Consider the following 21393-nt stretch of genomic DNA (forward strand, 5'->3'; position numbering starts at 1 on the left):
CCCCGGTCACGCAGTCAGGCGCGGAGGGCGGCCGGGGGTCGCGGTGAGCGCGGGAGGTTCTCGTACGACACGACGGTCACCCACTCGGTGCTCGAACCGCTGCTGCCCTTCTGCGCGCCCATGGCGTCGAGCGTAGCGTCACCCCGCGGCGCGGGCGTCCCGGCCGTCCACGTAGGTCCGGACGATCTCGATGTCCCCGATCCGCGAAGGGTCCACGCGGTGCGGGTCGTCGCCCAGCACCACCAGGTCGGCGCGCATCCCCGCCGAGAGCGCGCCCGCCGCGTCCTCCCAGTGGCAGGCGTGGGCTCCGGCGACCGTGTAGGCCCGCACCGCCTCGTCGACGGTGACGGCCTCGTCCGGTCCGACGGGGCGGCCCGATGCGGAGGCGCGTTCGACCATGAACTGGATCGCCCGCAGCGGTGAACCGTCCGTGACGGGCCGGTCCGAGCTGCCGACGAGGGCGACGCCGTGGTCCAGGAATCCGCGGCCGCGGTACATCCAGCCGGCCCGCCCCTCCCCCATCACCGTCGCGTAGTCGTCGCCGAAGGAGCGCAGGAAGTTGGGCTGGACCACCGCGCTCACACCGAGCTGGGCGAAGCGGGGCAGCTGGTCGGGGCGGATCAGCCCGGCGTGCTCGATGCGGTGCCGCGCGTCCGGGCGGGGCAGCAGCTTCTGGGCCCGCTCCAGGGCGTCCAGGGCGAGGTCGGCGGCCCGGTCGCCGATGGCGTGGACGGCGAGCTGCCAGCCCGCCAGGTGGCCGTCGACGATGAGGCCGGCGATACGGTCGGGGTCGTCCTGGAAGCGGCCGATGTTGTCGGCCGTGCCCTCGTACGGGGAGGTGAGCGCCGCCGTACGCGCCATCATCCCGCCGTCCGTGTAGATCTTGAGCGCGCCCATGGACAGCCAGTCGTCGCCGAACCCGGTGCGCAGGCCGAGGTCCAGCGCCCGGGTGAACCCGTCGTCGGCGTGCGCCGCGCGGGGGCGCAGGGTGTCGCCGGACGCCATGAGCTGGACGCGCAGGGGCAGTCGGCCGCGGTCCCGGAGCAGTTGGTAGGCGCCGAGTTCGACGGGGCTGTGGCCGAGGAGTCCGCCGCCGATGCCCGCCTCGGCGCAGGCGGTTATCCCCTCGTCGAGGCAGGCGCGGGCGGCGAGCTCGATCGCGTCGGCCAGCTCCTCCTGGGAGTAGGGCAGCCGCAGCCGGCGGGCCGTGGTCATGGCGCTCTCGGCGAGGAAGCCGTCCTCGTGCGGCGTACCGTCCGGCAGCAGCTCCAGCACTGCGGTGTTGACGACGCAGGCATGCCCGGAGTCGTGCATCAGGAAGACCTTGCGGCCATGGCTGACCCGGTCCAGTTCGGCGGAGGTCAGATGACGGCCCAGGGCCCGCTGGTCGTACCCGGCGACGTCCACCCAGGCATCGGACGGAGCGGGCCGCCGGGCCGCCGCGTCCACCACGGCGAGGATGTCCTCGATCCGCTCGCACGGGGCGACACTCGGTGTACCGGCCTTCAACCCGGCCCAGGCCAGGTGGACATGGCTGTCGATGAAGCCGGGCAGCACGGTGGCACCGCCCAGGTCGACGACCTCGCGGGCGGGCAGCGAGGTCACGGCCTCGTCCACCCCGACGACCCTCCCCCGCCAGATGCCCAGGTCGCGGGCGACGGGGTGGTGCGGGTCCATGGTGAGGATGCGCGCGTTCGTCAACCGCGTACAGAGCATGGGCAGTCCGTCCGTCGGAGGTGCGGGGATACGGAGGTTCCATGGTCACCCACCCCGGCCGGGCGCTCAACTGGGTCGCCATCGAGCGCCGTTGTGCTATTAGGTAAGGCTTGCTTTACTGAGGCGCCGGTTGATCGCTCTTCCAAGGAGGCACCTCCATGCGGGTCGTCATGTTCGGTTACCAGACCTGGGGGCACCGCACCCTGCAAGCTCTCCTGGACTCCGAGCACGACGTGGTGACGGTGGTGACACATCCGAGGAGCGACCACGCCTACGAGAAGATCTGGAGCGATTCGGTCGCCGATCTCGCGGAGAAGCACGGGGTTCCCGTGATCATCCGCAACCGGCCGGACGACGAGCTCTTCGAGCTGCTCCGTGAGGCGTCCCCGGACATCATCGTGGCGAACAACTGGCGTACGTGGATACCGCCGCGGATCTACAACCTGCCGCGGCACGGCACGCTCAACATCCACGATTCACTGCTGCCCGCCTACGCGGGCTTCTCACCGCTCATCTGGGCGCTCATCAACGGCGAGCCGGAAGTGGGCGTCACGGCGCACATGATGGACGAGGAGCTGGACGCCGGCGACATCGTCGTCCAGCGGGCCGTGGCCGTGGCACCGACGGACACCGCCACCGATCTCTTCCACCGGACGGTCGATCTGATCGCGCCGGTCACGGTCGAGGCCCTCGGCCTGATCGCCTCCGGGCAGACCGAGTTCACCCCGCAGGACCGTTCGAAGGCCAGCTTCTTCCACAAGCGCGCCGAAGAGGACATCCGCATCGACTGGAACTGGCCGGCCGAGGACCTGGAGCGCCTGGTCCGCGCCCAGTCCGCGCCGTATCCGGCCGCGTTCACGTTCCACCGGGGGCAGCGGCTGGAGGTCGTCTCCGCCGTCGTGTCGGAGGGCCGCTACGGCGGCACCCCGGGGCGCATCTTCTACCGCGAGGGCGACGGCGTCGTGATCGTCGCCGGAGCCGACGCCCGCACGGGCCGCAACCGCGGCCTGGCGATCACGCGCGTACGGACCGCGGACGGCCACGAGCTGCCCGCGACCGAGTACTTCACCTCGATGGGCGGCTATCTCACCGGCCGCCCCTGACGATCGGGACCCTACCCATGCGTACCGCACGTGCCCGGCACTACCTCATGTGCCGGCCCACCTACTTCGACGTGGTCTACTCCATCAACCCGTGGATGGACCCGACGAAGCCGGTCGACACCCCGCTGGCCATCGCCCAGTGGGAGCGACTGCGCGAGGTCTACCTGAACCTCGGGCACACCGTCGACACGATCGACCCCGTCCCCGGTCTCCCCGACATGGTCTTCGCGGCCAATGGCGCGACCGTCGTCGACGGGCGCGCCCTCGTGGCCAGATTCCGCGACGCCGAGCGCATCGCGGAGGGTCCCGCCTACCACGACTGGCTGCGGGACAACGGCTTTCCGGATCTGCGCACGGCCGCGGTCGTCAACGAGGGGGAGGGCGACTATCTCCTGGCCGGTGACTGGCTGCTGGCGGGCACCGGGTTCCGCAGCGACCCGCGCTCCCACGACGAGGCACAGGAGTACTTCGGGCGCCCGGTGATCGGGCTGACCCTCGTCGACCCCGACTACTACCACCTGGACACCGCCCTGACCGTGCTCGACGAGAAGACGGTCGCCTACTACCCGGGGGCCTTCTCCCCCGGCAGCCTGGCCGTCCTGGAGCGGCTGTTTCCCAACGCGCTGCTCGCCTCCCCCGGCGACGCCGAGGCGTTCGGACTGAACGCCACGTCGGACGGGTACAACGTGGTCCTGCCGCAGAACGCGACGGCCCTGACGGAGCAGTTGCGCGAGCACGGCTTCAACCCGATCGGTGTGGACCTCTCCGAACTCCTCAAGGCGGGCGGCAGCGTGAAGTGCTGCACCCTGGAGTTGCGCGGGGAGGCCTGAACGGATGGCCTCCCCACGGAAATTCCGTGGGGAGGCCGCCGGGGCGTCGCTACCGTGGACGCATGACCATCGAGCCCCGGACCTTCCCTCCCCGGCCCCTGCACGGCGTCAAGGCCGTGTACGCCCGTCAGGCCGGCTGCCCGTCCTCCTTCGCCCTGGCGGTGGCGGACTTCGAGCCCTGGGCGGAGGGGGTGGAGTTCGAGACGGCGGACACGAGTACGGTGCCGGGCTGGTCGGCCGCCGAGGTGGCCGAGCTGCACGAGGCCTTCGGCGTCGGCGTACGTGAAGAGCTGGCGGATCCGGCGGCTCTGGATCCCGGCACCGCCGTCGCCGTCGCGGTCGTCCTGCGGTCCATCAAGGTGCACGAGGTGGACACCCATCCCCGCGCGTTCCGCCAGGCGGGGCGGCAAGCCGTCCGGAACGCGTTGGCGGAGGCGTACGGCCCACCGGCGACACAGCGGCCGAAACTGTCCTGAACCCGGGCCCGGACCCACCGGCCGGCCGGTGGGCACACGCTCGCGACCACGCGTGACCGCCTCCCCGGCCGCCCAGCGGACACCGAGGGAAGTTGGTGTGACCCAAGTTCGTGTTGGGGCGCCCGCCGTCCGGTAGCTGGTCACGCAGGAGGTCCACCGGTTCGGCGGCACCCTCGCGGACAATCTCCGGCCGGCCCGCCCCGCCGCGTCCGACGAGGAGCTCCGCGGCGCTCTGCACACGGTGGGCGCCGACTGGGCGGAGGGCCCGGAGTCCGGGCTCGACACCGCCCTCGGCCGTGGCGGCACCCCTCTCGACGACGGCTCGGGCCAGCACCGGGCACCGGCCCGCGTCCTGCTCGCCGCCCCGCCCGTGGCCGTGCTCGACGAGGCCACCGCCGAGTCCGGAGCGGCGGGCGGCGATCGGCTGCGGACGGCGCTCGCCCGGGTGACCGGGGGCCGGACGCGTGTGATCGTCGCGCACCGTCTGGACCGGGCGCGCGACGTGGACCGTATCGTGCTGCTCTCCGGCGGCCGGGTCACCGAGCAGGGCACGCACGAAGAACTGCCGGCGAACGGCGGTGAGTACGCGGCGCTGTGGCGGTCGTACAGCCGGGGCGCACCGGCGTGAGGGGGCGCCGTGAGCGGACCGGGGCTGCTCAACTCCTTTCATTGTCGGGCGTCTTCACCGGTACGCACGGGAAGGCCGTGGTGTCGACGGGGTGTTCCTTGGTCGGTGCGCACAGCTCGAGGGCGGTGGGGTCCACGGTGTCGGGCAGGCTGAATCCGACGACGCCGATCTTCGTCTCGCCCCGCTGGATGGTCGAGCCCATGACCCTCATGTTGGTCCAGGAGAAGTTCCGCCATTCGCCGTCGGCGACCTCGGCGAGCTGGCTGCGAGGATAGGACTCGGTGACGCAGTCGATCTCGCCCTCCTGGAGGCGCGGACCCTTCGCGCAGGTGCCCGAGGCGGGTGTGATGCGCAGCGTCAGGTCGGTGAGCCGGGCGTTCTTCACCGCGCGGTCCGCGAGTTCGCCCGTCGCCGCGAAGTAGACGGCGAGGAAGTGCCGCCCTGCGGCGGCCGATTCGCCGGCCAGTTCGGGGGTCCACATCGCGTCGACGGCTTTCACGCGGATGCCGAGCGGCTCGCCGATGCCGGTGTGGAGGAGTTCGTCGCCGGGGATCTTCTCGAACGGGGTGTACACCGGGGCGGAAGCACTCGGCGGTGGGGTGCCCCCCGGGTCGCCGCCCGGTGCCGGGCCCGCCCCGTCGCCGCCCGAACAGCCGGCGAGCAGGAGCATCGAGCCCAGGGCGGCCGCGGCCGACCAACGATGTGACATCAAGACATCTCTCCAGGACGTGTGCCGGTGTGCGGCTCACATGGTGGAGGATCCGGTGGCGCTCACCCCAGCTCTTAAGTCATGCCTTAAAGGGGGTCGGGCGGAGGAGGACCGGCGTGCAGGGTGTGCGACCCCGTCCTCAGCAGCGTGCGCCCCAGCGGTGTGACGGAATGCAGCACGGAACCGCCCCGGCGGCTGGTGGTGATGAGACCGGCGTTGCGGAGCACGGTCGCGTGCTGGCTGGCGGCCGGGGCCGAGACACCGAGGCGGCGGGCCAGCTCCGTCGTCGTACAGCCCTCCGCCGTCACCTGCAGTGCGGCGGCCCGGGTACGGCCGAGCAGCGCCTGAAGGTTCCGGCCGGGAGAACCCTCCGGTCCGGCCGTTCCGGCTCCGGTCAGCGGTTCGCCGAGGACCGGCACGGTCAGGCGCGGCGGCTGCGTGGTGTCGAGCGGATCCCAGAGCAGGCTGACGGCGATGGGCGAGAAGACCGTGGGCGTGATGGCCAGGCCCCGGCCCTGGAGACGCACCTCGACGGGGCGCGGGTAGGGAGCCTCCAGGACGGGCGGACGCCAGCGCAACAGCGGTGGGCAGAGCGAACGCAGCAGGAGGTCGACGCCTCCGTCGAGCATGAGACGCGTGAACCGGGCGGACGCGTCGACCAGTTCGGAGCGCCCCTTGTTCCAGTAGGGCTCCACGGTCGCCCGATGGCAGGCACGTACCGCGTCGGCGAACTCGCGTCGCGCCTCGCGGTCTCCGCCGTACACCCGACGGGCCCACGAGCGGTGCACGGGAGCGACGTCGACGCCCTCGAACTCGCGCCGCAGCCGGGCCGCCGGGGCGGACATCCAGTTGTCCACGGCGTGGTCCAGGGACGGCACATCTCCCATCAGGGCCAGCAGGTCGAGCCCCGGGCCGCGCGGCGGGACCAGGGACGTCAGCGGGCGGGTGTCCGGGCCCATGCGGCCCGCGACCTCCGACCGCCACTGACGGAAGCAGGAGACGTCCTGGTGCTCCCGCAGCACCTCCAGGCTGTAGTAGGTCTCCGCCGCGGCTCCGATCGTCGCGGCCACTCGGGTCCGCGCGAGGTCGTCCGCCGTGAAGTGGATGCGTAGCACCGGACCGCCTTCTGCCGTCGCCGTGGCGCGCTTCTGCGTACCCCCGCCTCACAGCATGCCCCGGGTCGGCCGCTCGGCCCGCATCCCTGACTCACTCCGGCCCGGCGACGGCACAACTGGACCTGCGGGCCGACCTCGTCCTGCTCCTCGACGTGCTCCCAGTGCGTCTCGCCCCGGCCCGCGCCTTGTTCCGCGCGGCGAACCTGGCCCTGCCCCGCCGTCAGCAGCCGGCGCCGGTCGACGCGGCGGCTCCACGCCACGATGAACGGCACACCGAGACCGGCCGCGACACCCTGCGCCGTGACCATGAGGCCGACCGCGCCCACGGAGACGCCGAGGCTCTCACCGATCGGGGTGAGCAGCCGATCGGCATCAGTTCGGTCGTGAGGAAGACGAACAGGCCGGCGGTGATGGCCGCCACGCCCAGCCAGCCCCGGACCGGCGACTTCAGCTCCCCCGCCGCGGCCGACGGGTCGGCCGTGTCCTGCGTCGTCCGCACGGCTCTGTCGTCAGCGGTCATGTCATCTCTCCGGAAGTGGTCGAGCGTGGCCGGGAGCGGTCTGGAGCTGCGGAAGGGTCCGGAGGTGCGAGAGGGGCAGGAGGACCGGGAACGTTTCGCGAGGTCTCTCCGGATCGCGGTCCGGGTGGGCGCTGGCCGAGCAGGACCGCCCCGAGGATGACGGCCATGCCGACGAATTGGAGGGCCGACAGCGTCTCGCCCTTGACGAGGTAGCCCAGCAGGGTCGCCACGACCGGGCTGCCCAGCCCGAGGAAGGAGACCGCGACGGCGGGCAGGCGTTCGATGCCCCGGAACCAGACGATGTAGCTGAGGACCGCGCCCAGGGTGATGAGGTGGGCGAACCCGATGAGGTTGGTGCCGGTGAGGCCGTCGGGCAGGTCCTCCAGCGTCAGCCAGAACGGCAGCAGGACCAGTCCGCCCGCCGTGAGTTGCCATCCGGTGAAGGTGAGCAGACCGACGTCGGCCGGCCGCCCCCACCGCTTGGTCAGCGTGATGCCCAGGGCCATGCACAGCGCACCGCCGACCGCGGCGAGGACGCCGAGGGAGTCGAGCGACGCCGTGCCTCTGAGGACGAGCAGCGCCACGCCTCCGGCGCCCATGGCACAGGCCAGGGCGTGGAGGGCTCGGATCCGGTCGCCGAGGAGAAGAGCGGCGAGGACCAGGACGAACATGGGCTGGACCGACATGATCACGGCGGCGATGCCGCCCGGCAGCCGGTAGGCCGCGAAGAACAGCAGGAAGTTGAAGGCGCCGATGTTCAGGACGCCCAGCACCGGCGCGCGCCACCACCAGCTGCCGGCCGGCAGCTTCCGGCCGAGGGCCAGCAGCACCAGACCGCCGGGCAGGGCCCGCAGGGTGGTCGCCAGGAGCGGGCGGTCCGGTGGCAGCAGCTCGGTGGTCACCAGATAGGTGCTGCCCCAGACCGCCGGAGCGAGCCCGGTCAGGGCCGCCGTGCGGATGTTCGGTCCACGCGTCATCTCGTCGTCACGTCTTCGTTCGTCATCTCGTCCTCGTCCCGCCTCGAACTGCCGGGGAATCACGGAGACCGGCCCCCGCTTTCAGGCACGCCGGAGAGGCCCCGGACGCGTGACCGGCCTCCGTGGCCGGCCCGTGGAGGCTTCTGCCGTGTGTGGTCGCCATCAGTCTCGGTCCGGGGGCATTCATGAGTCCAACACATGCTTGTCACGTGATGGATCTCGATTCACGATGGATCCATGGAGCTTCAGCAGATGCGGTACGTGGTCGCCGTGGCCGAGACGAACAACTTCACGAGGGCCGCCCAGCGCTGTCTGGTGGTCCAGTCCGCGCTCAGCCACCAGATCGCGCGCCTGGAGAAGGAACTGGGCGCCAGGCTCTTCGAACGCACCAGCCGCCGGGTCCGGTTGACCCCGGCGGGCGCGGCGTTCCTGCCTGCCGCCCGCCAGTGCCTGGACGCGGCCGAGCGGGCCGCCGCCGAAGTGGCGGCGGCCGTCGGAGAGGTACGCGGACGGCTCACGGTGGGCCTGATCCCCACCGTCGCCGCGGTGGACATCCCCGCCGTCCTCAAGGACTTCCACCAGCGCCATCCGAAGGCCCGGGTCAACCTCAGCGTGGGAGCCAGCGACGAGCTGGTCGAGCAGGTCAGGCAGGGCGAGATCGAGGTGGCCTTTCTCGGCATGCCGGTCACGGCCCGTCCTCGGGGCGTCATGGCCCGGGAGCTGGCCCGGGAGCGCTTGATCGCCGTGGTCTCCCCGGCCCACCCGCTCGCCGGCGCGTACTCGGTCGATCTCCGCCGGCTCTCCGCCGAGGTGTTCGTGGACCTCCCGGCGAAGACCGCCGGCCGGGCGCAGTCCGATCTCGCCTTCGCCGCCGCCGGCCTCACTCGCGAGGTGGCCTTCGAGGTGACCAACGCCGACTACCTGGCCCGGCTGGTCGGCGCGGGCCTGGGCGTGGCCCTGCTGCCGCCCTCGTACGTCGCGAGCCTGGCCGGGGTGACCACGATCGAGGTCAGGGACGCACCGGCCCGCGTCGAGTACGTGGTGTGGAGCCGTGACAGCCGTACCCCGGCGGCCACGGCCTTCCTGGAGCTGCTGGGCATCGAGGAGGAGTAGGAGGTGAGAAGTGAGGGGTGCGGAGCGAGGCGGCTACGTCAGTGGCCCGGGGACGCCGTGTGAAGCGCCTCACCGACCGGGCGCTGCGGGCCGAACGTACGCGATCATGCCAGGATGGACGCTCACTTCCTTGGCATCGCCGAACTGACCGAAGTCCCCTCCGTGGCGGTCGTGGTCGACGTCATGCGCGCTTTCACGGTGGCCGCCCAGGCGTTCGGACAGGGGGCCGAGAAAATCGTCCTCGCCGAGTCGCTGGACGACGCCCTGGCGCTCAAAGCACGCCACCCGGAGTGGGTGACCCTCAAGGACGGCCCGCCGGCGCCAGGCTTCGACGCCGTCAACTCACCGGCCCTGCTGCGGTCGGTGGACCTCGGCGGACGGACCGTCGTGCAGAAGACCACGGCGGGAACGGTCGGCGCCCTCGCGGTCAAGGAGGCGTCGCTGGTGCTGTGCGCCGGCTTCGTGGTGGCGGAGGCGACGGCCCGGCTGTTGCGGCAACGGGCGTGCGACGCCGTGACGTTCGTGGTCACCGGCGAGGAGGGGCGCGCCGAGGAGGACCTGGCGTGCGCCCAGTACATCGCGCGGAGGTCCACCGGGGCCGGACCGGATGCGGCCCCGTTCCTGCGCCGCGCGGCCGAGTCCCGCGCCGCCTCCGAACTGGCGGAGGGCGTACGGCAAGGAGCCCACCGCGACGACGTCGCGCTCTGCCTCGAACTGGACCGGTTCCCGTTCGCGATGGTCGCGACCGCGGAGGACTCGCTCATGGCCCTTCGCCCGTACGCCGTGCCCGCACCGGCCGACGCGGCTCAGGCCTGACCGGCCGACCGGGCCATGGTGATCGTTCTCTCCTGTTGTCGCACCGCCGTCATCGGCTCCGGGGCCTCCGCCTTCACCGCAGCTCCGTCGACGCCGCCCTCGCCGGCGACCTCGAAGCCCCCGACCACGTCGAACTCGCCCTCCCCGAAACCGGGGTCCGTGGCGGTGCCGGACTCTTCGACGGCCCGGCAGCCCCGGCCGCAGCTCTGGCCGTGACCGACGCCAACGCGCCGACGGGCGGCTGCTGCGGATCAGGGGGGGGCGGCCTCGGTGAGGCGCAGTGGGGCGCCTGCCTGGTGGAGGCTGCGAAGTGCCTGCCGGTAGGAGGTGATCAGCCCTGTCTCCAGGTGCGCCACGCTCAGCTCTTCGCAGTAGCGCCGGACGATGATCTGCGCCCTGCGCACCACCAGGAACAGCGCGGTCAGGCAGACCGCGAAGTGACCGATGAGCAGCGTCCCTTCCAGCACCCGGTGCTTGAGCGAGCTGTTCGCCAGCGCCCGCACCCCCGACGCGTGGGGTTGAACGCCTGCATGGTCAGCAGCGGGAAGAACAGATAAGCCTGCGGGCGGCCGATGAAGAGGGGCAGCCCTCTGGCCGAGCCGGCTGGTCCTGGGACCAGATGATCAGGTCGGGTTCGATGTCGGGGTCGAGCTCGGCGTGGTTGTGGTTGGCGTGGTGGCGCGTGCGTCCTGCCACCAGCCGTTTCCCATGCCGATCCGATGCCGATGTTCGCGGCGATCCGCCCCGCGACCTCGCCGGCCTTGCGCAGCCGGAAGCAGCCGGAACACCTGACGGTGGGCGATGTCATGGGCCAGCAGCGCCACTTGGCCGAGGACCACGGCCAGGAACCCGGCGACGGCCAAGGTCCACCAGATGGCGCCGACGAGGACGAACGCGGTCCAGCCGCCTGCGTAGAGCACGGTCACGGCCGCGATGCGGGCCGCGTAGTAGCCGGGGCGCCGGACCGTGATCGGCGATCTTCTTCGACAGTGGGGCGAAGACACCCCGGTTGTCCGCTCGTTGCAGCTCTTCCACCTCGCGGCGAAGACACAGCATTTCCTGCTCAGCGCCTTCGGCATCCCGGTCGGCCACGGCGTCCAGCTCATGGTCTCCCATGGACTTGAGAAACCGTAGCGCCGGTGTCGGCCCCAAAACGACCGGACGGGTCGCACCGGGGGCCGGGGTGCTGTCACGTCTGCGTGCGCGTCCGAGCATTCGTACGCGCCTGTTTCTGCTCTGCCCGGCCAGGACAGCGGCGTGATGGCCGCCCATGGGCCGGATACCTTTTTCACCAGTCACAAACCGCCTCCTGGACGCCCCCTCCCGGCACGGACTTCCAGGTCGCCCACCGGACGCCACCTGCCGGGGCCGGGCTCACCGGCGCTGAAGGCCGTGGCCGCCCTCCAGGGGTGCCAGCCGCCGGCTGAGCCTGAGTACGTTCTCGATGGCCCGCGGGTCGGCGGCACCGCGGAAGAGCGGTACGGGCCGGGCCTCCGGGCCGATGAGCAGGCCGGTCCGCCCGTCGAGCGAGACATCGGTGGCAGCGAAGACGGACGGCCGGGCGGCCACCGATGCGGGGCCCGCGGTGGACCGCTCGAAGGTGCGGCGGACCAGCGGCCACAGCAGGCGCAGCGGCGGGGAAACGATCGTCGGCGAGGTCATGGTGCCGTCCGTCATGCCCGTGGCGGCACCGCCGGGGTCGGCCGCGAAGACGGTCACCCCGGTGCCGCGGAGACGTTCGGCCAGGTGCACGGTGTAGGCCAGGTTGGCGAGCTTGGCCCGGCCGTACCAGTGGAAGCCGTAGTAGCCGCCCGGAGGTTCCACCGCGTCGAAGGTGCGCTTCGCGGCCTTGATCGCGGCGGACGAGACATTGACGATCCGGCTCGGCGCATCCGCCTGGAGCCTGTCGAGCAGCAACTCGGTCAGCAGATACGGCGAGAGGTGATTCACGGCGAACGATCCCTCGATGCCGTCGACGGTCTGCTGCCGTCGGGCGAACATCGCACCGACGTTGTTGACCAGCAGCGCCAGCGGCCCTTCGGTCGCCAGGTGCGCGGCCAGCGCCCGGACCTGGTCGAGCGACGCCAGGTCGGCGGCCACGAACCGTGGTTCGCCTCCGCCGGAGGCCGCCGCGATCTCCTCCACGGCGCTCGCGCCCCGCCCGGGGTCACGGCCGACCACCGTGACCGCGAAGCCGCGCCGCGCCAGCCCCTTCGCGGTCTCCAGGCCGATGCCCCCGGTACCTGCCGTCACTACCGCCCGCCGACTCATAACCACCCCTTCGCCGCTGCAACACGGCACCACTGAGCCGCCGCATCACCGCACCACTGCATCGTTCACAAACGGATTTGTATCCGTTTTGGTGAGGGCACGCTAGCACACACGGATAGCTATCCGTTTAATGAGTGAGCAGCGCCGAGCCGCAAAAGGGGGCGGGGTCGCAGACGTACCAGGTACCGTCCCCGTCAGCGGGGCGGGCGCAGCCCTTCCAGGAGGACGTCCAGGTAGAGGTCCCGGACGCCGCTGCCCCCGGAGCGCACAGCATGTCCGACGCCGCACAGCAGACGGCGTACGTCCTCGGCGTCGACAGAGCTACGTACCGCTCCGGAAAGGCGGGCACCGTCCAGCAGGCCCATGACCGTCCGGTCGAGCTCCGCCTTCATGTGCGACGTCTGTACGTCGGTGTCGCCCGCGGACTCCAGCACGGCCGCGAAGTCGGGATCGTCCAGCATCCGGTCGAGGGCGAAGCGCAGCAGCCGGCGCAGGCCCGTGAACGGATCCTCCTCGGCGGCCGCCGCCTGCGCCTCCTCGACCAGTTCGCGAAAGCGGTCCGCCGAGAGCGCCTCCACCAGCGCGTGCCGGTTGGGGAAGTGCCGGTAGACCGTCCCGACGCCCACCCCGGCGAGCCGGGCGACGGCGTTCAGCTGCAGCGTGTTGTCACCGGCGGCCAGGCGCCCGCGGGCGACCTGGAGAATCCGGGCGCGATTGCGTGCCGCATCGGCCCTCAGCTCCTTCTCCTGCCCTGCTCGCGGTGTCACCACCACAGCATAGGCAGGCGATGCCGGCTCACGGAGCGGGCACCGTGACGACGGGGCAGTGGGCCCAGTGCAGGAGGCCGTACACCACGGAGCCGACCCTCATTCCGGTGTATCCGCCCTGGCCCCGGCGGCCTGTGCCCACGAGATCGCCTCCGTCAGCTTTCGTCGGCCGTCCTCCTCAAGCCTCCGGCGGTGCGGGCTGCCGTCGGCGTGCTCGGTGTCGCCCCGGGGCGGAACGGAGAGCACGAGACGGAGCTGAAGTCTCCGGAGCTGCGCCTCGTCGGCACCCCAGGCCACGGCCGGGTGCCAGCCACCGCGTGGGTCGACGCCCACCGCGATCTCCTGACGAGTCTCTGTGCTGTTCATGGCCTCCTCCGATGGTCGGCCCCCCGGTCGTGCGCGGCCGCAGCATCCCAGGACGAGACACTCCGTACGGACTACGGCCCGCACGGAGTGCGGCGGCCCTCCTCCAGGCTTTGGCACCTGCCCCTCCTCGCGAAAGGGGCCGCAGGGGCGAGCAGGGGCCCAAAGGACCCATGCCCGCGGTCGCCCGCGCCGGGCGGGGCACGGGCCGAACCGGTTGGGCCCCGGACAGGACCGGTCGGCCCCTGTGTCCGGTGCGGGCCGTGCGGGAGGTGCGGGAGGGTGCCGGAGGCTGATGGCAGAAGCCCAACACGAAGGAGCCGGTCAGAGCATGTTCACGATCGAGCAACGCGTCACCTCGGTCACCCCTTCGCTCGTCGAGGAGGCCGCGGCCGCGCCGTCCATGCACAACGCGCAACCCTGGAAGTCCGTCCACCCCGAGGGCGCGAACCTGTACTTCGCGCTTAACGCACGCTACGTCGACAAGGGCGCACCGGACAGCGCCGCACTGACCGGCTACGGCCGTGCCGTGCCGCAGCCCCGGCACCGCCAGGCCGAGCACTTCTCCGCGCAGTCCGGAACCAGGATCGTCGAGCAGTCCGGAGCGGAGCTGAGGTCGGACTCGCCGGCCGGCCCGCTGATCGCCACCACGCCGGTACCCGCCACCGACGGCTGGGACGACTACCGCATGACCCCGGCCGTGCCGCTGGGCCCGGTCAGCGGGACGCACCGGCTCCACCTGGTCTTCCGCACAGGGTCGGGCGGCGCGTTCGACGTGGACGCGATCCAGTTCGACGAGGCCGGACCGGCCACGGCCCGTACCGGCTGACGGCCCGGCCGCGGGCGGCGGACATCCAGTCGCACCGGACCGACTCCGGTCCGACGCGGCAGCCACTTTTGGTGTTGACTATCGTTTTCATATAGCGTTTCCCCACCAACGACGAAAGTGGTCCCATGGCAGTCCCGAAGCGGAAGATGTCCCGCAGCAACACCCGTCACCGCCGCGCCCAATGGAAGGCGGTGACAACCCAGTTGGCGCCGGTCACGATCGATGGTTCGGTGTACCGGGTGCCGCAGCGGCTGGCGAAAGCCTATGAGCGCGGCCTCCTGCGCCCCGAGGGCTGATCCTTCATGACGCGGGACCCCCTGCCCGTAACGGTGCTGTCCGGTTTCCTGGGGGCCGGAAAGACCACACTGCTGAACCATGTCCTCGGCAACCGCGACGGCCTGCGCGTGGCGGTGATCGTCAACGACATGAGCGAGGTCAACATCGACGCGGCGCTGGTCCGCGAGGGCGATGCGTCCCTCTCGCGGACCGAGGAGCGCCTGGTCGAGATGACCAACGGCTGCATCTGCTGCACCCTGCGCGACGACCTGCTCGAAGAGGTGGACCGGCTCGCCCGCGAGGGGCGTTTCGACTACCTGCTGATCGAGTCCAGCGGCATCTCGGAGCCGATGCCGGTCGCGGCGACCTTCTCCTTCCCCCGGGACGACGGGGCGACGCTGGGCGACCTCGCCCGGCTCGACACCATGGTCACCGTGGTCGACGCGGCCAGCTTCCTCACGGAGCTGACAGCGGGCGACGGGCTCGCCGAGCGGGGCCTCGACCAGTACGAGGACGACGAACGCACGGTCAGTGACCTGCTCATGGACCAGATCGAGTTCGCCGACGTCATCGTGCTCAACAAACTGGACCTGGTGGGCGAGCGGGAGCGGACACGGCTCGGCGCCGCGCTCCACCGCCTCAACCCCGAGGCCCGCCTCCTGCCCGCCACACAGGGGCGCGTGGAGCTGGGCGACGTCCTGGGCACCGGCCTCTTCGACCTGGAGCGGGCCCAACAGGCTCCCGGGTGGGTCCGGGAACTGAACGGCGACCACACGCCGGAGACCGAGGAGTACGGCATCTCCAGCACAGTGTTCCGCGCCGACCGCCCCTTCCACCCCGGCCGCCTGTGGGCGTTCGTCACCGAGGACCTGGACAGCGGACGGTACGGGCAGGTCCTGCGCTCCAAGGGCTTCTTCTGGCTGTCCAGCAGGCCGAGGGTGACCGGACTGTGGTCACAGGCCGGCTCCGTCGCCCGCTTCGAGCCCTCCGGGGCACGCGACGCCGGCACCACGCAGGGCCAGGAGCTGGTCTTCATCGGCACGGACCTGCGCGAGGACGCCTTGCGCAAGGCCCTCGCCCGGTGCCTGCTGTCCGAGGAGGAGCCGTTGTTCACGGCCGCCGATCCGTTCCCGGAATGGGAGACCCATGGCCTCGATGACGCGTGCGAACACGAGGAACGGGTGACCGCACACCTCTGATCTCCGGGCCGGGCGATGGTCGCAGCCACGGCATCGCCCGGTCCGGCCCTGCTGCACGGGTGAACCCCGCCAACCGGACTGCCGGTTGGCGGGGTTCACCCGTGGACGGGTCTCGCAGCCGTGGACGTCACACCCGCCGCGGCAACTGCCAGACCGCGGCGACCGTGTCGTCGGACAGCAACGCGCCGGGGTCTCCCTCCGCGAGCAGCCGCCCGTCCCGGAGCAGCAGGAGATGCCCCGCCGACCTGGCCGCCTCCAGGTCGTGCGTGGCCTGCACGACCGTCACGCCTTCCTTCGTCACCTCGGCCAGCACATCGGCGATCAGCCGCTGCGCCGTCGCGTCGAGGCCCGTGGCCGGTTCGTCCAGCAGAAGCAGATCCGCCTCCTGCGCCAACCCCTGGGCGACCAGGGCACGCTGACGCTGCCCGCCGGACAGCTCCCCCAGCTGACGATGGGCGAGTGAGTCGATGCCCAGTCGCGTCATGCTCGCCTCCACCACCGCCCGGTCCTGGCGCGTCAGCCGTCGCCACAGCCCGCGACGCTCCCATCTCCCCATCGCCACCGCGTCCCGCACCGTCATCGGCAGCACATCGGACGCCCCGCTCCGCTGGGCCACGTAGGCCACGCGCCGGCCGGTCCGGTGTTCCACCCGGCCCGCTGTCGCCCGGATCACACCGGCGACGACACCGAGCAGCGTGGACTTGCCGGATCCGTTGGGACCGACCACCGCGGTCGTGGTGAACGCCGGTACGTGCGCGGTGAATTGGTCCATGACCACTCGGCCCGGATACCCGGCCGCCACCGCGTCGAGCCTTACCTGCCACTGCATGCTCCGGACCTCTCCCTGTCACGCTTTTGGAATGATAATCATTTTCATTGTAGTGTCCCGCTCCATGGAATGGTTGATGGGCCCCTTCGAGGTGACCTTTGTCCAACGGGCCGTGTGGGGCGGACTGCTCGTGTCACTGATCTGCTCCCTGGCCGGGACGTGGGTCGTCCTGCGTGGCATGGCCTTCCTCGGTGACGCGATGTCGCACGGCATGCTTCCCGGAATCGCGCTCGCGTCGCTCCTCGGAGGCAATCTGCTCGTCGGCGCCGCCGTGAGCGCGGCCGTCATGGCCCTCGGCGTGAGCGTCGTCGGGCGGTCGCCCCGCCTGTCGCACGACACGAGCATCGGCCTGCTGTTCGTCGGCATGCTGTCGCTGGGCGTGATCATCGTGTCGCGCTCGCAGTCGTTCGCGGTCGACCTGACCGGCTTTCTCTTCGGTGATGTCCTCGCCGTGCGTCCGGCCGACCTGCTTCACCTCGGCGGCGCCGCGATCATCGCGCTGGTGGTCTCCGTGCTCGGCCACCGCCCCTTCGTCGCCCTGGCGTTCGACGAGCGCAAGGCGCACACGCTGGGGCTTCGGCCGCGGTGGGCGCACGCGGCGCTGCTGGCCCTTCTCACGCTGGCCATCGTCGCCTCGTTCCACGTGGTGGGGACGCTGCTGGTCTTCGGCCTGCTGATCGCACCGCCCTCGACCGTGCTGCCGTGGGCCCGGCGCATCCCGGTGATCATGGCCGGCGCCGCCGTACTGGGCGCGAGCGCCACCTTCATCGGCCTGCTGCTCTCGTGGCACTTCCACACGGCTGCCGGGGCGAGCATCGCGGCGACGGCCGTCGCCCAGTTCCTGCTCTCCACCGCCGCCTCCGGCCTGCACCGAAACCGGGCCCGCACCACTCCCCCGGCCACCGCCACCCCCGACCGCCCCCACGCGAAGAGCGGACACCTGTCATGAGACTCCGGAAAACCCGTACCGCCACGGCGCTCTGCTGCGCCGCCCTCGTCGGATCGGCGCTGCTCACCGGCTGCGGGAGCGGCGGTGACGCCACGTCCGCCCCGGCGGCATCGAAGACGGCGCCACCCCACGGACACGTGGAGGGAGCCGAGGAAGCGGCGGAGCAGCAGTCCCGCCTCGTGCTGGCGGAAGCCGGAACGGGAAAGGTCGAGGTTCTGGACCTGACCACCGAGGACGTGACACCGCTCGCGGGCGGCGGCGGCCCGCGGACCCTGCGCACCGACGGCCGGTTCGCCTTTCTGAGCGGCACCGCCGGCACCTATGTCCTCGACTCCGGCGCCTGGACGGTGGACCACGGCGATCACGTCCACTACTACCGGGCGGCGATCCGCGGCATCGGCCCGCTGACGACGACGGAGGCCGCTCACATCCACAGCGATCGGACCGTCACCGCGGTCTCGTCCCAGGACGGTGCCCGGCTGCTCGACCGCACGAAACTGGAGGACGGCGCCGTTCCCCGCGGCAGCTCGCTCGACAGCACGGGCGCCGGAGCGGTCGTCCCGTATCAGGAGCATCTGCTGGTCGCCGGGACGGGCGCCGACGAGGGCGCCATCGAGGTTCGCGACCGCAACGGCGCACGCGTCACCGTGCTCAAGGAGCCGTGCGACCGGGCGCGCGGCGAGGCGGTCACCCGCCGGGGCGTGGTCTTCGGATGCGCCGACGGCGCGCTGCTCGTCAGCGAGGACAAGGGCACGTTCGAAGCCGAGAAGATCCCCTACGGCGCGAAGCCGCCGGAGTCGGAACGGGCCGTCGACTTCCGCCACCGGCCCGGCAGCACCACGCTCGCGGCCCTCTCCGGCGACGAGGCCGTCTGGGTCCTCGACGTCACCGACCGCACCTGGACACGTATCGAAACGGGCGCGGTCGTCGCCGCCAACACCGCCGGGGAGGGTTCACCGCTGCTCGCGCTCGGCAAGGACGGCGTCCTCACCGCCTACGACCTCACCACCAAGAAGGCGGTCGCCCGCAAGCGGCTCCTCGCGAAGGCCGGGACGGCCGCGACGATCGAGGTCGACAGCGCTCGCGCCTACGTCAACGATGCCGCGGCACGCAAGGTTCACGAGATCGACTACGCCGACCATCTCCGGGTCGCCCGGACCTTCTCGGTCGGCATAGCCCCGACGTTCATGGTGGAGACGGGCCGATGACCTACGCCGCCGCTGCTCCTCGCAGACATCGGGCACCCGCCCGTCTCGTCCTCGCCGCCCTGGCCGGTGTGCTGCTCCTGGGAGCGGGCGGATGCACGGGGAACGACGAGGACCGCGCCTCCGTGGTCGTCACCACGAACATCCTCGGGGACATCACCCGGAACATCGTCGGCGACGAGGCCGAGGTGACCGTACTGATGGAGGCCGACGCCGACCCGCACTCCTTCGGCGTCTCGGCTCCGCAGGCGGCAGCCATCGAGCGGGCCGATCTGGTCGTCCACAACGGACTCGGCCTGGAGGAGAACGTCCTGCGTCATGTGCGGGCCGCCGAGGACTCCGGCGTCGCCACCCTGGCGGTCGGGGAGGCCGTCGACCCGATCACCTACACGGCCGACGCATCCGCCCGCGAACCCGACCCTCACTTCTGGACCGATCCCGAACGCGTCCGCAGCGCCGTCGGGCTGATCGCGCGACACGTCGTCGAGCACGTGGACGGGACCGACAGGTCCGTGGTCGAGAAGAACGCGTCCGCCTACGGGGCACGGATCACCGAACTCGCCGGGTGGATGGACGAGCAGTTCGGCCGCATACCGCCCCAGCAGCGGCAGTTGGTGACCAATCACCACGTCTTCGGCTACCTGGCCCAGCGCTTCGGGTTCCGGATCGTGGGCGCGGTGATCCCGAGCGGGACCACGCTCGCGTCGCCGAGCGCATCCGACCTCACGTCCCTCGCCACCGCGATCAGGACATCCGGCGTCCGGGCGATCTTTGTGGACTCCTCCCAACCCGACCGTCTCGCGCAGGTGTTGAAACGCGAGAGCGGCGTCGCCGTCGATGTCGTGCCGCTGTTCTCCGAATCTCTCACCGCGAAGGGGAAGGGGGCGGCCACCTACCTGCAGATGATGCGCGCCAACACCGAGTCCATCACTACGGGACTGACCACCGAATGAACGCGTTGCCGCGCACCCCGCGCGACAACTGGAGAAGGACACACACCTGATGAAGCATGCAGCACGCCCGAGGACGACGGCCGCCCTCGCCGCCCTGATCGTGGCATCCCTGACTCTCACCGCCTGCGGCAACGACACCGGGGGCTCCGCAGCCAAGTCCGCGGAGGAGAAGCCGGGTTCGCCGGCCGCCCGGATCCAGGACCCGATCGTCACCACGTACGACGGAGGCCTCTACGTCCTGGACGGAGCGACACTGAAGCTCGCGAAGGACATACCGCTGGCCGGGTTCAACCGCGTCAATCCCGCAGGCAGCGAGCGCCACGTGATGGTCTCCACGGCCACCGGATTCCAGGTGCTCGACGCGGTGGGGGGAAAGCTCACCGACGTCGACTTCGAAGGCGGCAAGCCGGGCCACGTCGTCCGCCACGCGGGCCGGACCGTTCTCTTCGCCGACGGCACCGGCGTCGTCACGGTCCTCGATCCGAAGGACCTCGGCGACACGAAGCCGAAAACCGAGACGTACACCTCCGCGGCCCCGCACCACGGTGTCGCGATCCAGCTCGCCGACGGCACACTGGTGACCACCCTCGGCACGGAGGAGAAGCGCGTCGGCATCACCGTACTCGGCAGGGACCGCAAGGAGATCACCCGCAGCGAGGAGTGCCCCGGCGTCCACGGAGAGGCCACCGCCCAGGGCGAGGCCGTCGTCATCGGCTGCGAGGACGGCGTCCTGATCTACAAGGACGGCGCCGTCAAGAAGGTGAAGAGCCCGACGGACTACGGCCGGATCGGCAATCAGGCCGGCTCCGACGAGTCGCCCGTCGTCCTCGGCGACTACAAGAAGGACAAGGACGCCGAGCTGGAGCGCCCCGAGCAGGTGTCCCTCATCGACACCCGGACCGGCACGATGCGCCTGGTCGACATCGGCACGAGCTACACCTTCCGCTCCCTGGCGCGCGGCCCGCACGGGGAGGCTCTCGTGCTGGGCACCGACGGCAGCATCCACGTGATCGACCCCGAGACGGGCAAGGTCACCAGGAAGATCGCCGTCCTCGACCCGTGGCAGGAGCCGCTGGACTGGCAGCAGCCCCGCCCGGCGCTGTTCGTACGTGACCACACGGCGTACGTCTCCGACCCCTCGGGCAAGAAGCTGCTGGCCATCGACATCGAGTCGGGCAAGCGACTGGCCGCCGCCGACCTGCCGAAGGCTCCGGACGAGCTGAGCGGCGTCAAGCAGCACTGACGCCGAGGGCGTCGGGCGGGGAGCGCGAGTCCCGCGGGTCGTGCTCCCCGCCCGCTCCTCGCGGCCGGCCCGGTCCGGCGCGCCCGGAGGCAGCAGCACCACGGCGGACTTAAACTGCGAGAAAAGCAGGATATGTCCGCCTTGGTGCCTGCGCGGAACAGTCCCGCGCCACCCGCGAAGGAGTCTGCGAGATGTCCACGACCACGGCGCACGAGCCTCACCCCGCGCACACGCACACCCACGCACCGGGATGCGGCCACGTGGCGATCCCGCACGGCGACCACATCGACTACGCGCACGACGGGCACCTGCACCGGGTGCACGAGGACCATGCGGACGAGTGCGTGACCACGTCGCACGCGGTGCACGACGGACACGAGCACCGGCACGGAACGGACTGCGGTCACGTCGCCGTACCGCACGAGGACCACGTCGACTACGTCCACGACGGTCATCGGCACGCCCAGCACGGCGACCACTGGGACGACCACTGAACGACCTCCGCC

26 protein-coding genes and 1 pseudogene are annotated in these 21393 nt (G+C 71.4%); 15 read left to right on the forward strand and 12 right to left on the reverse strand.

What is annotated here, in order from left to right:
* Positions 1–138: 138 nt before the first annotated feature.
* On the reverse strand, positions 139–1716 hold the full coding sequence (locus AC0VY3_RS19710; RefSeq protein ID WP_475550165.1) for an amidohydrolase: 1578 nt from the start codon (positions 1714–1716) through the stop codon (positions 139–141).
* Between the two features lie 158 nt (positions 1717–1874).
* Between AC0VY3_RS19710 and AC0VY3_RS19715 the strand changes: the two genes are divergently transcribed.
* From AC0VY3_RS19715 to AC0VY3_RS19730, 4 genes are all read left to right on the forward strand, one after another.
* Positions 1875–2819 (forward strand): methionyl-tRNA formyltransferase, encoded by a 945-nt coding sequence (locus AC0VY3_RS19715; protein ID WP_103510894.1) that lies wholly within the window; start codon positions 1875–1877, stop codon positions 2817–2819.
* Positions 2820–2836: 17 nt separating this feature from the next.
* Positions 2837–3649, forward strand: a complete 813-nt coding sequence (gene ddaH, locus AC0VY3_RS19720) for a dimethylargininase (RefSeq protein WP_242739165.1) — start codon at positions 2837–2839, stop codon at positions 3647–3649.
* Positions 3650–3711: 62 nt separating this feature from the next.
* Complete coding sequence (locus AC0VY3_RS19725) at positions 3712–4125, forward strand: hypothetical protein (protein WP_103510892.1); 414 nt, start codon at positions 3712–3714, stop codon at positions 4123–4125.
* A 241-nt stretch (positions 4126–4366) separates the two neighbouring features.
* Positions 4367–4753 (forward strand): hypothetical protein, encoded by a 387-nt coding sequence (locus tag AC0VY3_RS19730; protein ID WP_475550166.1) that lies wholly within the window; start codon positions 4367–4369, stop codon positions 4751–4753.
* Positions 4754–4781: 28 nt separating this feature from the next.
* Here the strand turns inward: AC0VY3_RS19730 and AC0VY3_RS19735 are convergent, their stop codons facing one another.
* From AC0VY3_RS19735 to AC0VY3_RS19745, 3 genes are all read right to left on the reverse strand, one after another.
* Positions 4782–5462, reverse strand: a complete 681-nt coding sequence (locus AC0VY3_RS19735; protein WP_475550167.1) for a hypothetical protein — start codon at positions 5460–5462, stop codon at positions 4782–4784.
* A gap of 86 nt (positions 5463–5548) precedes the next feature.
* Positions 5549–6577, reverse strand: coding sequence for an ArsR/SmtB family transcription factor (locus tag AC0VY3_RS19740; protein WP_475550168.1), 1029 nt, complete (start codon positions 6575–6577; stop codon positions 5549–5551).
* A gap of 516 nt (positions 6578–7093) precedes the next feature.
* Positions 7094–8074 carry an EamA family transporter gene (locus AC0VY3_RS19745; RefSeq protein WP_475550169.1) on the reverse strand — a complete coding sequence of 327 codons (981 nt, stop codon included), beginning with the start codon at positions 8072–8074 and terminating at the stop codon, positions 7094–7096.
* Positions 8075–8311: 237 nt separating this feature from the next.
* Between AC0VY3_RS19745 and AC0VY3_RS19750 the strand changes: the two genes are divergently transcribed.
* Together AC0VY3_RS19750 and AC0VY3_RS19755 are read left to right on the forward strand one after the other, a co-directional pair.
* A complete protein-coding gene (locus AC0VY3_RS19750) occupies positions 8312–9187 on the forward strand; it encodes a LysR family transcriptional regulator (protein WP_475550170.1) in 876 nt (291 codons plus the stop codon).
* 114 nt (positions 9188–9301) lie between these two features.
* Positions 9302–10003, forward strand: coding sequence for a 2-phosphosulfolactate phosphatase (locus AC0VY3_RS19755; RefSeq protein ID WP_475550171.1), 702 nt, complete (start codon positions 9302–9304; stop codon positions 10001–10003).
* Here AC0VY3_RS19755 and AC0VY3_RS19760 read toward each other — a convergent pair.
* From AC0VY3_RS19760 to AC0VY3_RS19770, 3 genes are all read right to left on the reverse strand, one after another.
* Positions 9994–10131, reverse strand: a complete 138-nt coding sequence (locus AC0VY3_RS19760; protein ID WP_475550172.1) for a hypothetical protein — start codon at positions 10129–10131, stop codon at positions 9994–9996. The genes AC0VY3_RS19755 and AC0VY3_RS19760 overlap by 10 nt on opposite strands.
* Before the next feature lie 123 nt (positions 10132–10254).
* The gene (locus tag AC0VY3_RS19765; RefSeq protein ID WP_475550173.1) at positions 10255–10506 is read right to left on the reverse strand and encodes a hypothetical protein; all 252 of its coding nucleotides are present in this window, start codon (positions 10504–10506) and stop codon (positions 10255–10257) included.
* 120 nt (positions 10507–10626) lie between these two features.
* A complete protein-coding gene (locus AC0VY3_RS19770) occupies positions 10627–10929 on the reverse strand; it encodes a hypothetical protein (protein WP_475550174.1) in 303 nt (100 codons plus the stop codon).
* A 40-nt stretch (positions 10930–10969) separates the two neighbouring features.
* Here AC0VY3_RS19770 and AC0VY3_RS19775 point away from each other — a divergent pair, with 40 nt between their 5' ends.
* Positions 10970–11137, forward strand: coding sequence for a hypothetical protein (locus AC0VY3_RS19775; RefSeq protein WP_475550175.1), 168 nt, complete (start codon positions 10970–10972; stop codon positions 11135–11137).
* 240 nt (positions 11138–11377) lie between these two features.
* Here AC0VY3_RS19775 and AC0VY3_RS19780 read toward each other — a convergent pair whose 3' ends face one another.
* The 4 genes and pseudogenes from AC0VY3_RS19780 to AC0VY3_RS19795 form a co-directional block, all read right to left on the reverse strand.
* Positions 11378–12274, reverse strand: coding sequence for an SDR family NAD(P)-dependent oxidoreductase (locus AC0VY3_RS19780; protein WP_103510886.1), 897 nt, complete (start codon positions 12272–12274; stop codon positions 11378–11380).
* A gap of 194 nt (positions 12275–12468) precedes the next feature.
* On the reverse strand, positions 12469–13041 hold the full coding sequence (locus AC0VY3_RS19785) for a TetR/AcrR family transcriptional regulator (RefSeq protein ID WP_103510902.1): 573 nt from the start codon (positions 13039–13041) through the stop codon (positions 12469–12471).
* Between the two features lie 28 nt (positions 13042–13069).
* A pseudogene (locus AC0VY3_RS19790) lies at positions 13070–13183 on the reverse strand (universal stress protein); the annotation flags it as partial.
* The gene (locus AC0VY3_RS19795; RefSeq protein WP_181010992.1) at positions 13141–13407 is read right to left on the reverse strand and encodes a hypothetical protein; all 267 of its coding nucleotides are present in this window, start codon (positions 13405–13407) and stop codon (positions 13141–13143) included. The pseudogene AC0VY3_RS19790 and the gene AC0VY3_RS19795, both read right to left, overlap by 43 nt.
* Before the next feature lie 328 nt (positions 13408–13735).
* Between AC0VY3_RS19795 and AC0VY3_RS19800 the strand changes: the two genes are divergently transcribed.
* The 3 genes from AC0VY3_RS19800 to AC0VY3_RS19810 all read left to right on the forward strand — a co-directional run bounded on the left by AC0VY3_RS19800 (position 13736) and on the right by AC0VY3_RS19810 (position 15708).
* The gene (locus AC0VY3_RS19800) at positions 13736–14233 is read left to right on the forward strand and encodes a carbohydrate-binding protein (protein ID WP_258047281.1); all 498 of its coding nucleotides are present in this window, start codon (positions 13736–13738) and stop codon (positions 14231–14233) included.
* A 125-nt stretch (positions 14234–14358) separates the two neighbouring features.
* Positions 14359–14529, forward strand: a complete 171-nt coding sequence (rpmF, locus tag AC0VY3_RS19805; RefSeq protein WP_475550176.1) for a 50S ribosomal protein L32 — start codon at positions 14359–14361, stop codon at positions 14527–14529.
* Positions 14530–14535: 6 nt separating this feature from the next.
* Positions 14536–15708: a GTP-binding protein gene (locus AC0VY3_RS19810; protein ID WP_475550177.1), complete on the forward strand. Its 1173-nt coding sequence runs from the start codon at positions 14536–14538 to the stop codon at positions 15706–15708.
* A 127-nt stretch (positions 15709–15835) separates the two neighbouring features.
* On the opposite strand, the gene aztA is transcribed toward AC0VY3_RS19810, so the two are convergent.
* Positions 15836–16537, reverse strand: coding sequence for a zinc ABC transporter ATP-binding protein AztA (gene aztA, locus AC0VY3_RS19815; RefSeq protein ID WP_475550178.1), 702 nt, complete (start codon positions 16535–16537; stop codon positions 15836–15838).
* Positions 16538–16601: 64 nt separating this feature from the next.
* Here aztA and aztB point away from each other — a divergent pair, with 64 nt between their 5' ends.
* The 5 genes from aztB to AC0VY3_RS19840 all read left to right on the forward strand — a co-directional run bounded on the left by aztB (position 16602) and on the right by AC0VY3_RS19840 (position 21381).
* On the forward strand, positions 16602–17486 hold the full coding sequence (aztB, locus tag AC0VY3_RS19820; protein WP_475550179.1) for a zinc ABC transporter permease AztB: 885 nt from the start codon (positions 16602–16604) through the stop codon (positions 17484–17486).
* Complete coding sequence (locus AC0VY3_RS19825) at positions 17483–18694, forward strand: hypothetical protein (protein WP_475550180.1); 1212 nt, start codon at positions 17483–17485, stop codon at positions 18692–18694. The genes aztB and AC0VY3_RS19825 overlap by 4 nt, the downstream gene beginning before the upstream one ends.
* Positions 18691–19644 carry a zinc ABC transporter substrate-binding protein AztC gene (aztC, locus tag AC0VY3_RS19830; RefSeq protein ID WP_475550181.1) on the forward strand — a complete coding sequence of 318 codons (954 nt, stop codon included), beginning with the start codon at positions 18691–18693 and terminating at the stop codon, positions 19642–19644. The genes AC0VY3_RS19825 and aztC overlap by 4 nt, the downstream gene beginning before the upstream one ends.
* A 49-nt stretch (positions 19645–19693) precedes the next feature.
* Entirely contained in the window at positions 19694–20887 is a 1194-nt protein-coding gene (gene aztD, locus AC0VY3_RS19835) for a zinc metallochaperone AztD (protein ID WP_475550182.1), read from the forward strand.
* Positions 20888–21078: 191 nt separating this feature from the next.
* Positions 21079–21381 carry a hypothetical protein gene (locus AC0VY3_RS19840; RefSeq protein ID WP_103510878.1) on the forward strand — a complete coding sequence of 101 codons (303 nt, stop codon included), beginning with the start codon at positions 21079–21081 and terminating at the stop codon, positions 21379–21381.
* Positions 21382–21393 lie beyond the last annotated feature (12 nt).

The sequence above is a fragment of the Streptomyces sp. iso_384 genome (genome assembly GCF_056172905.1).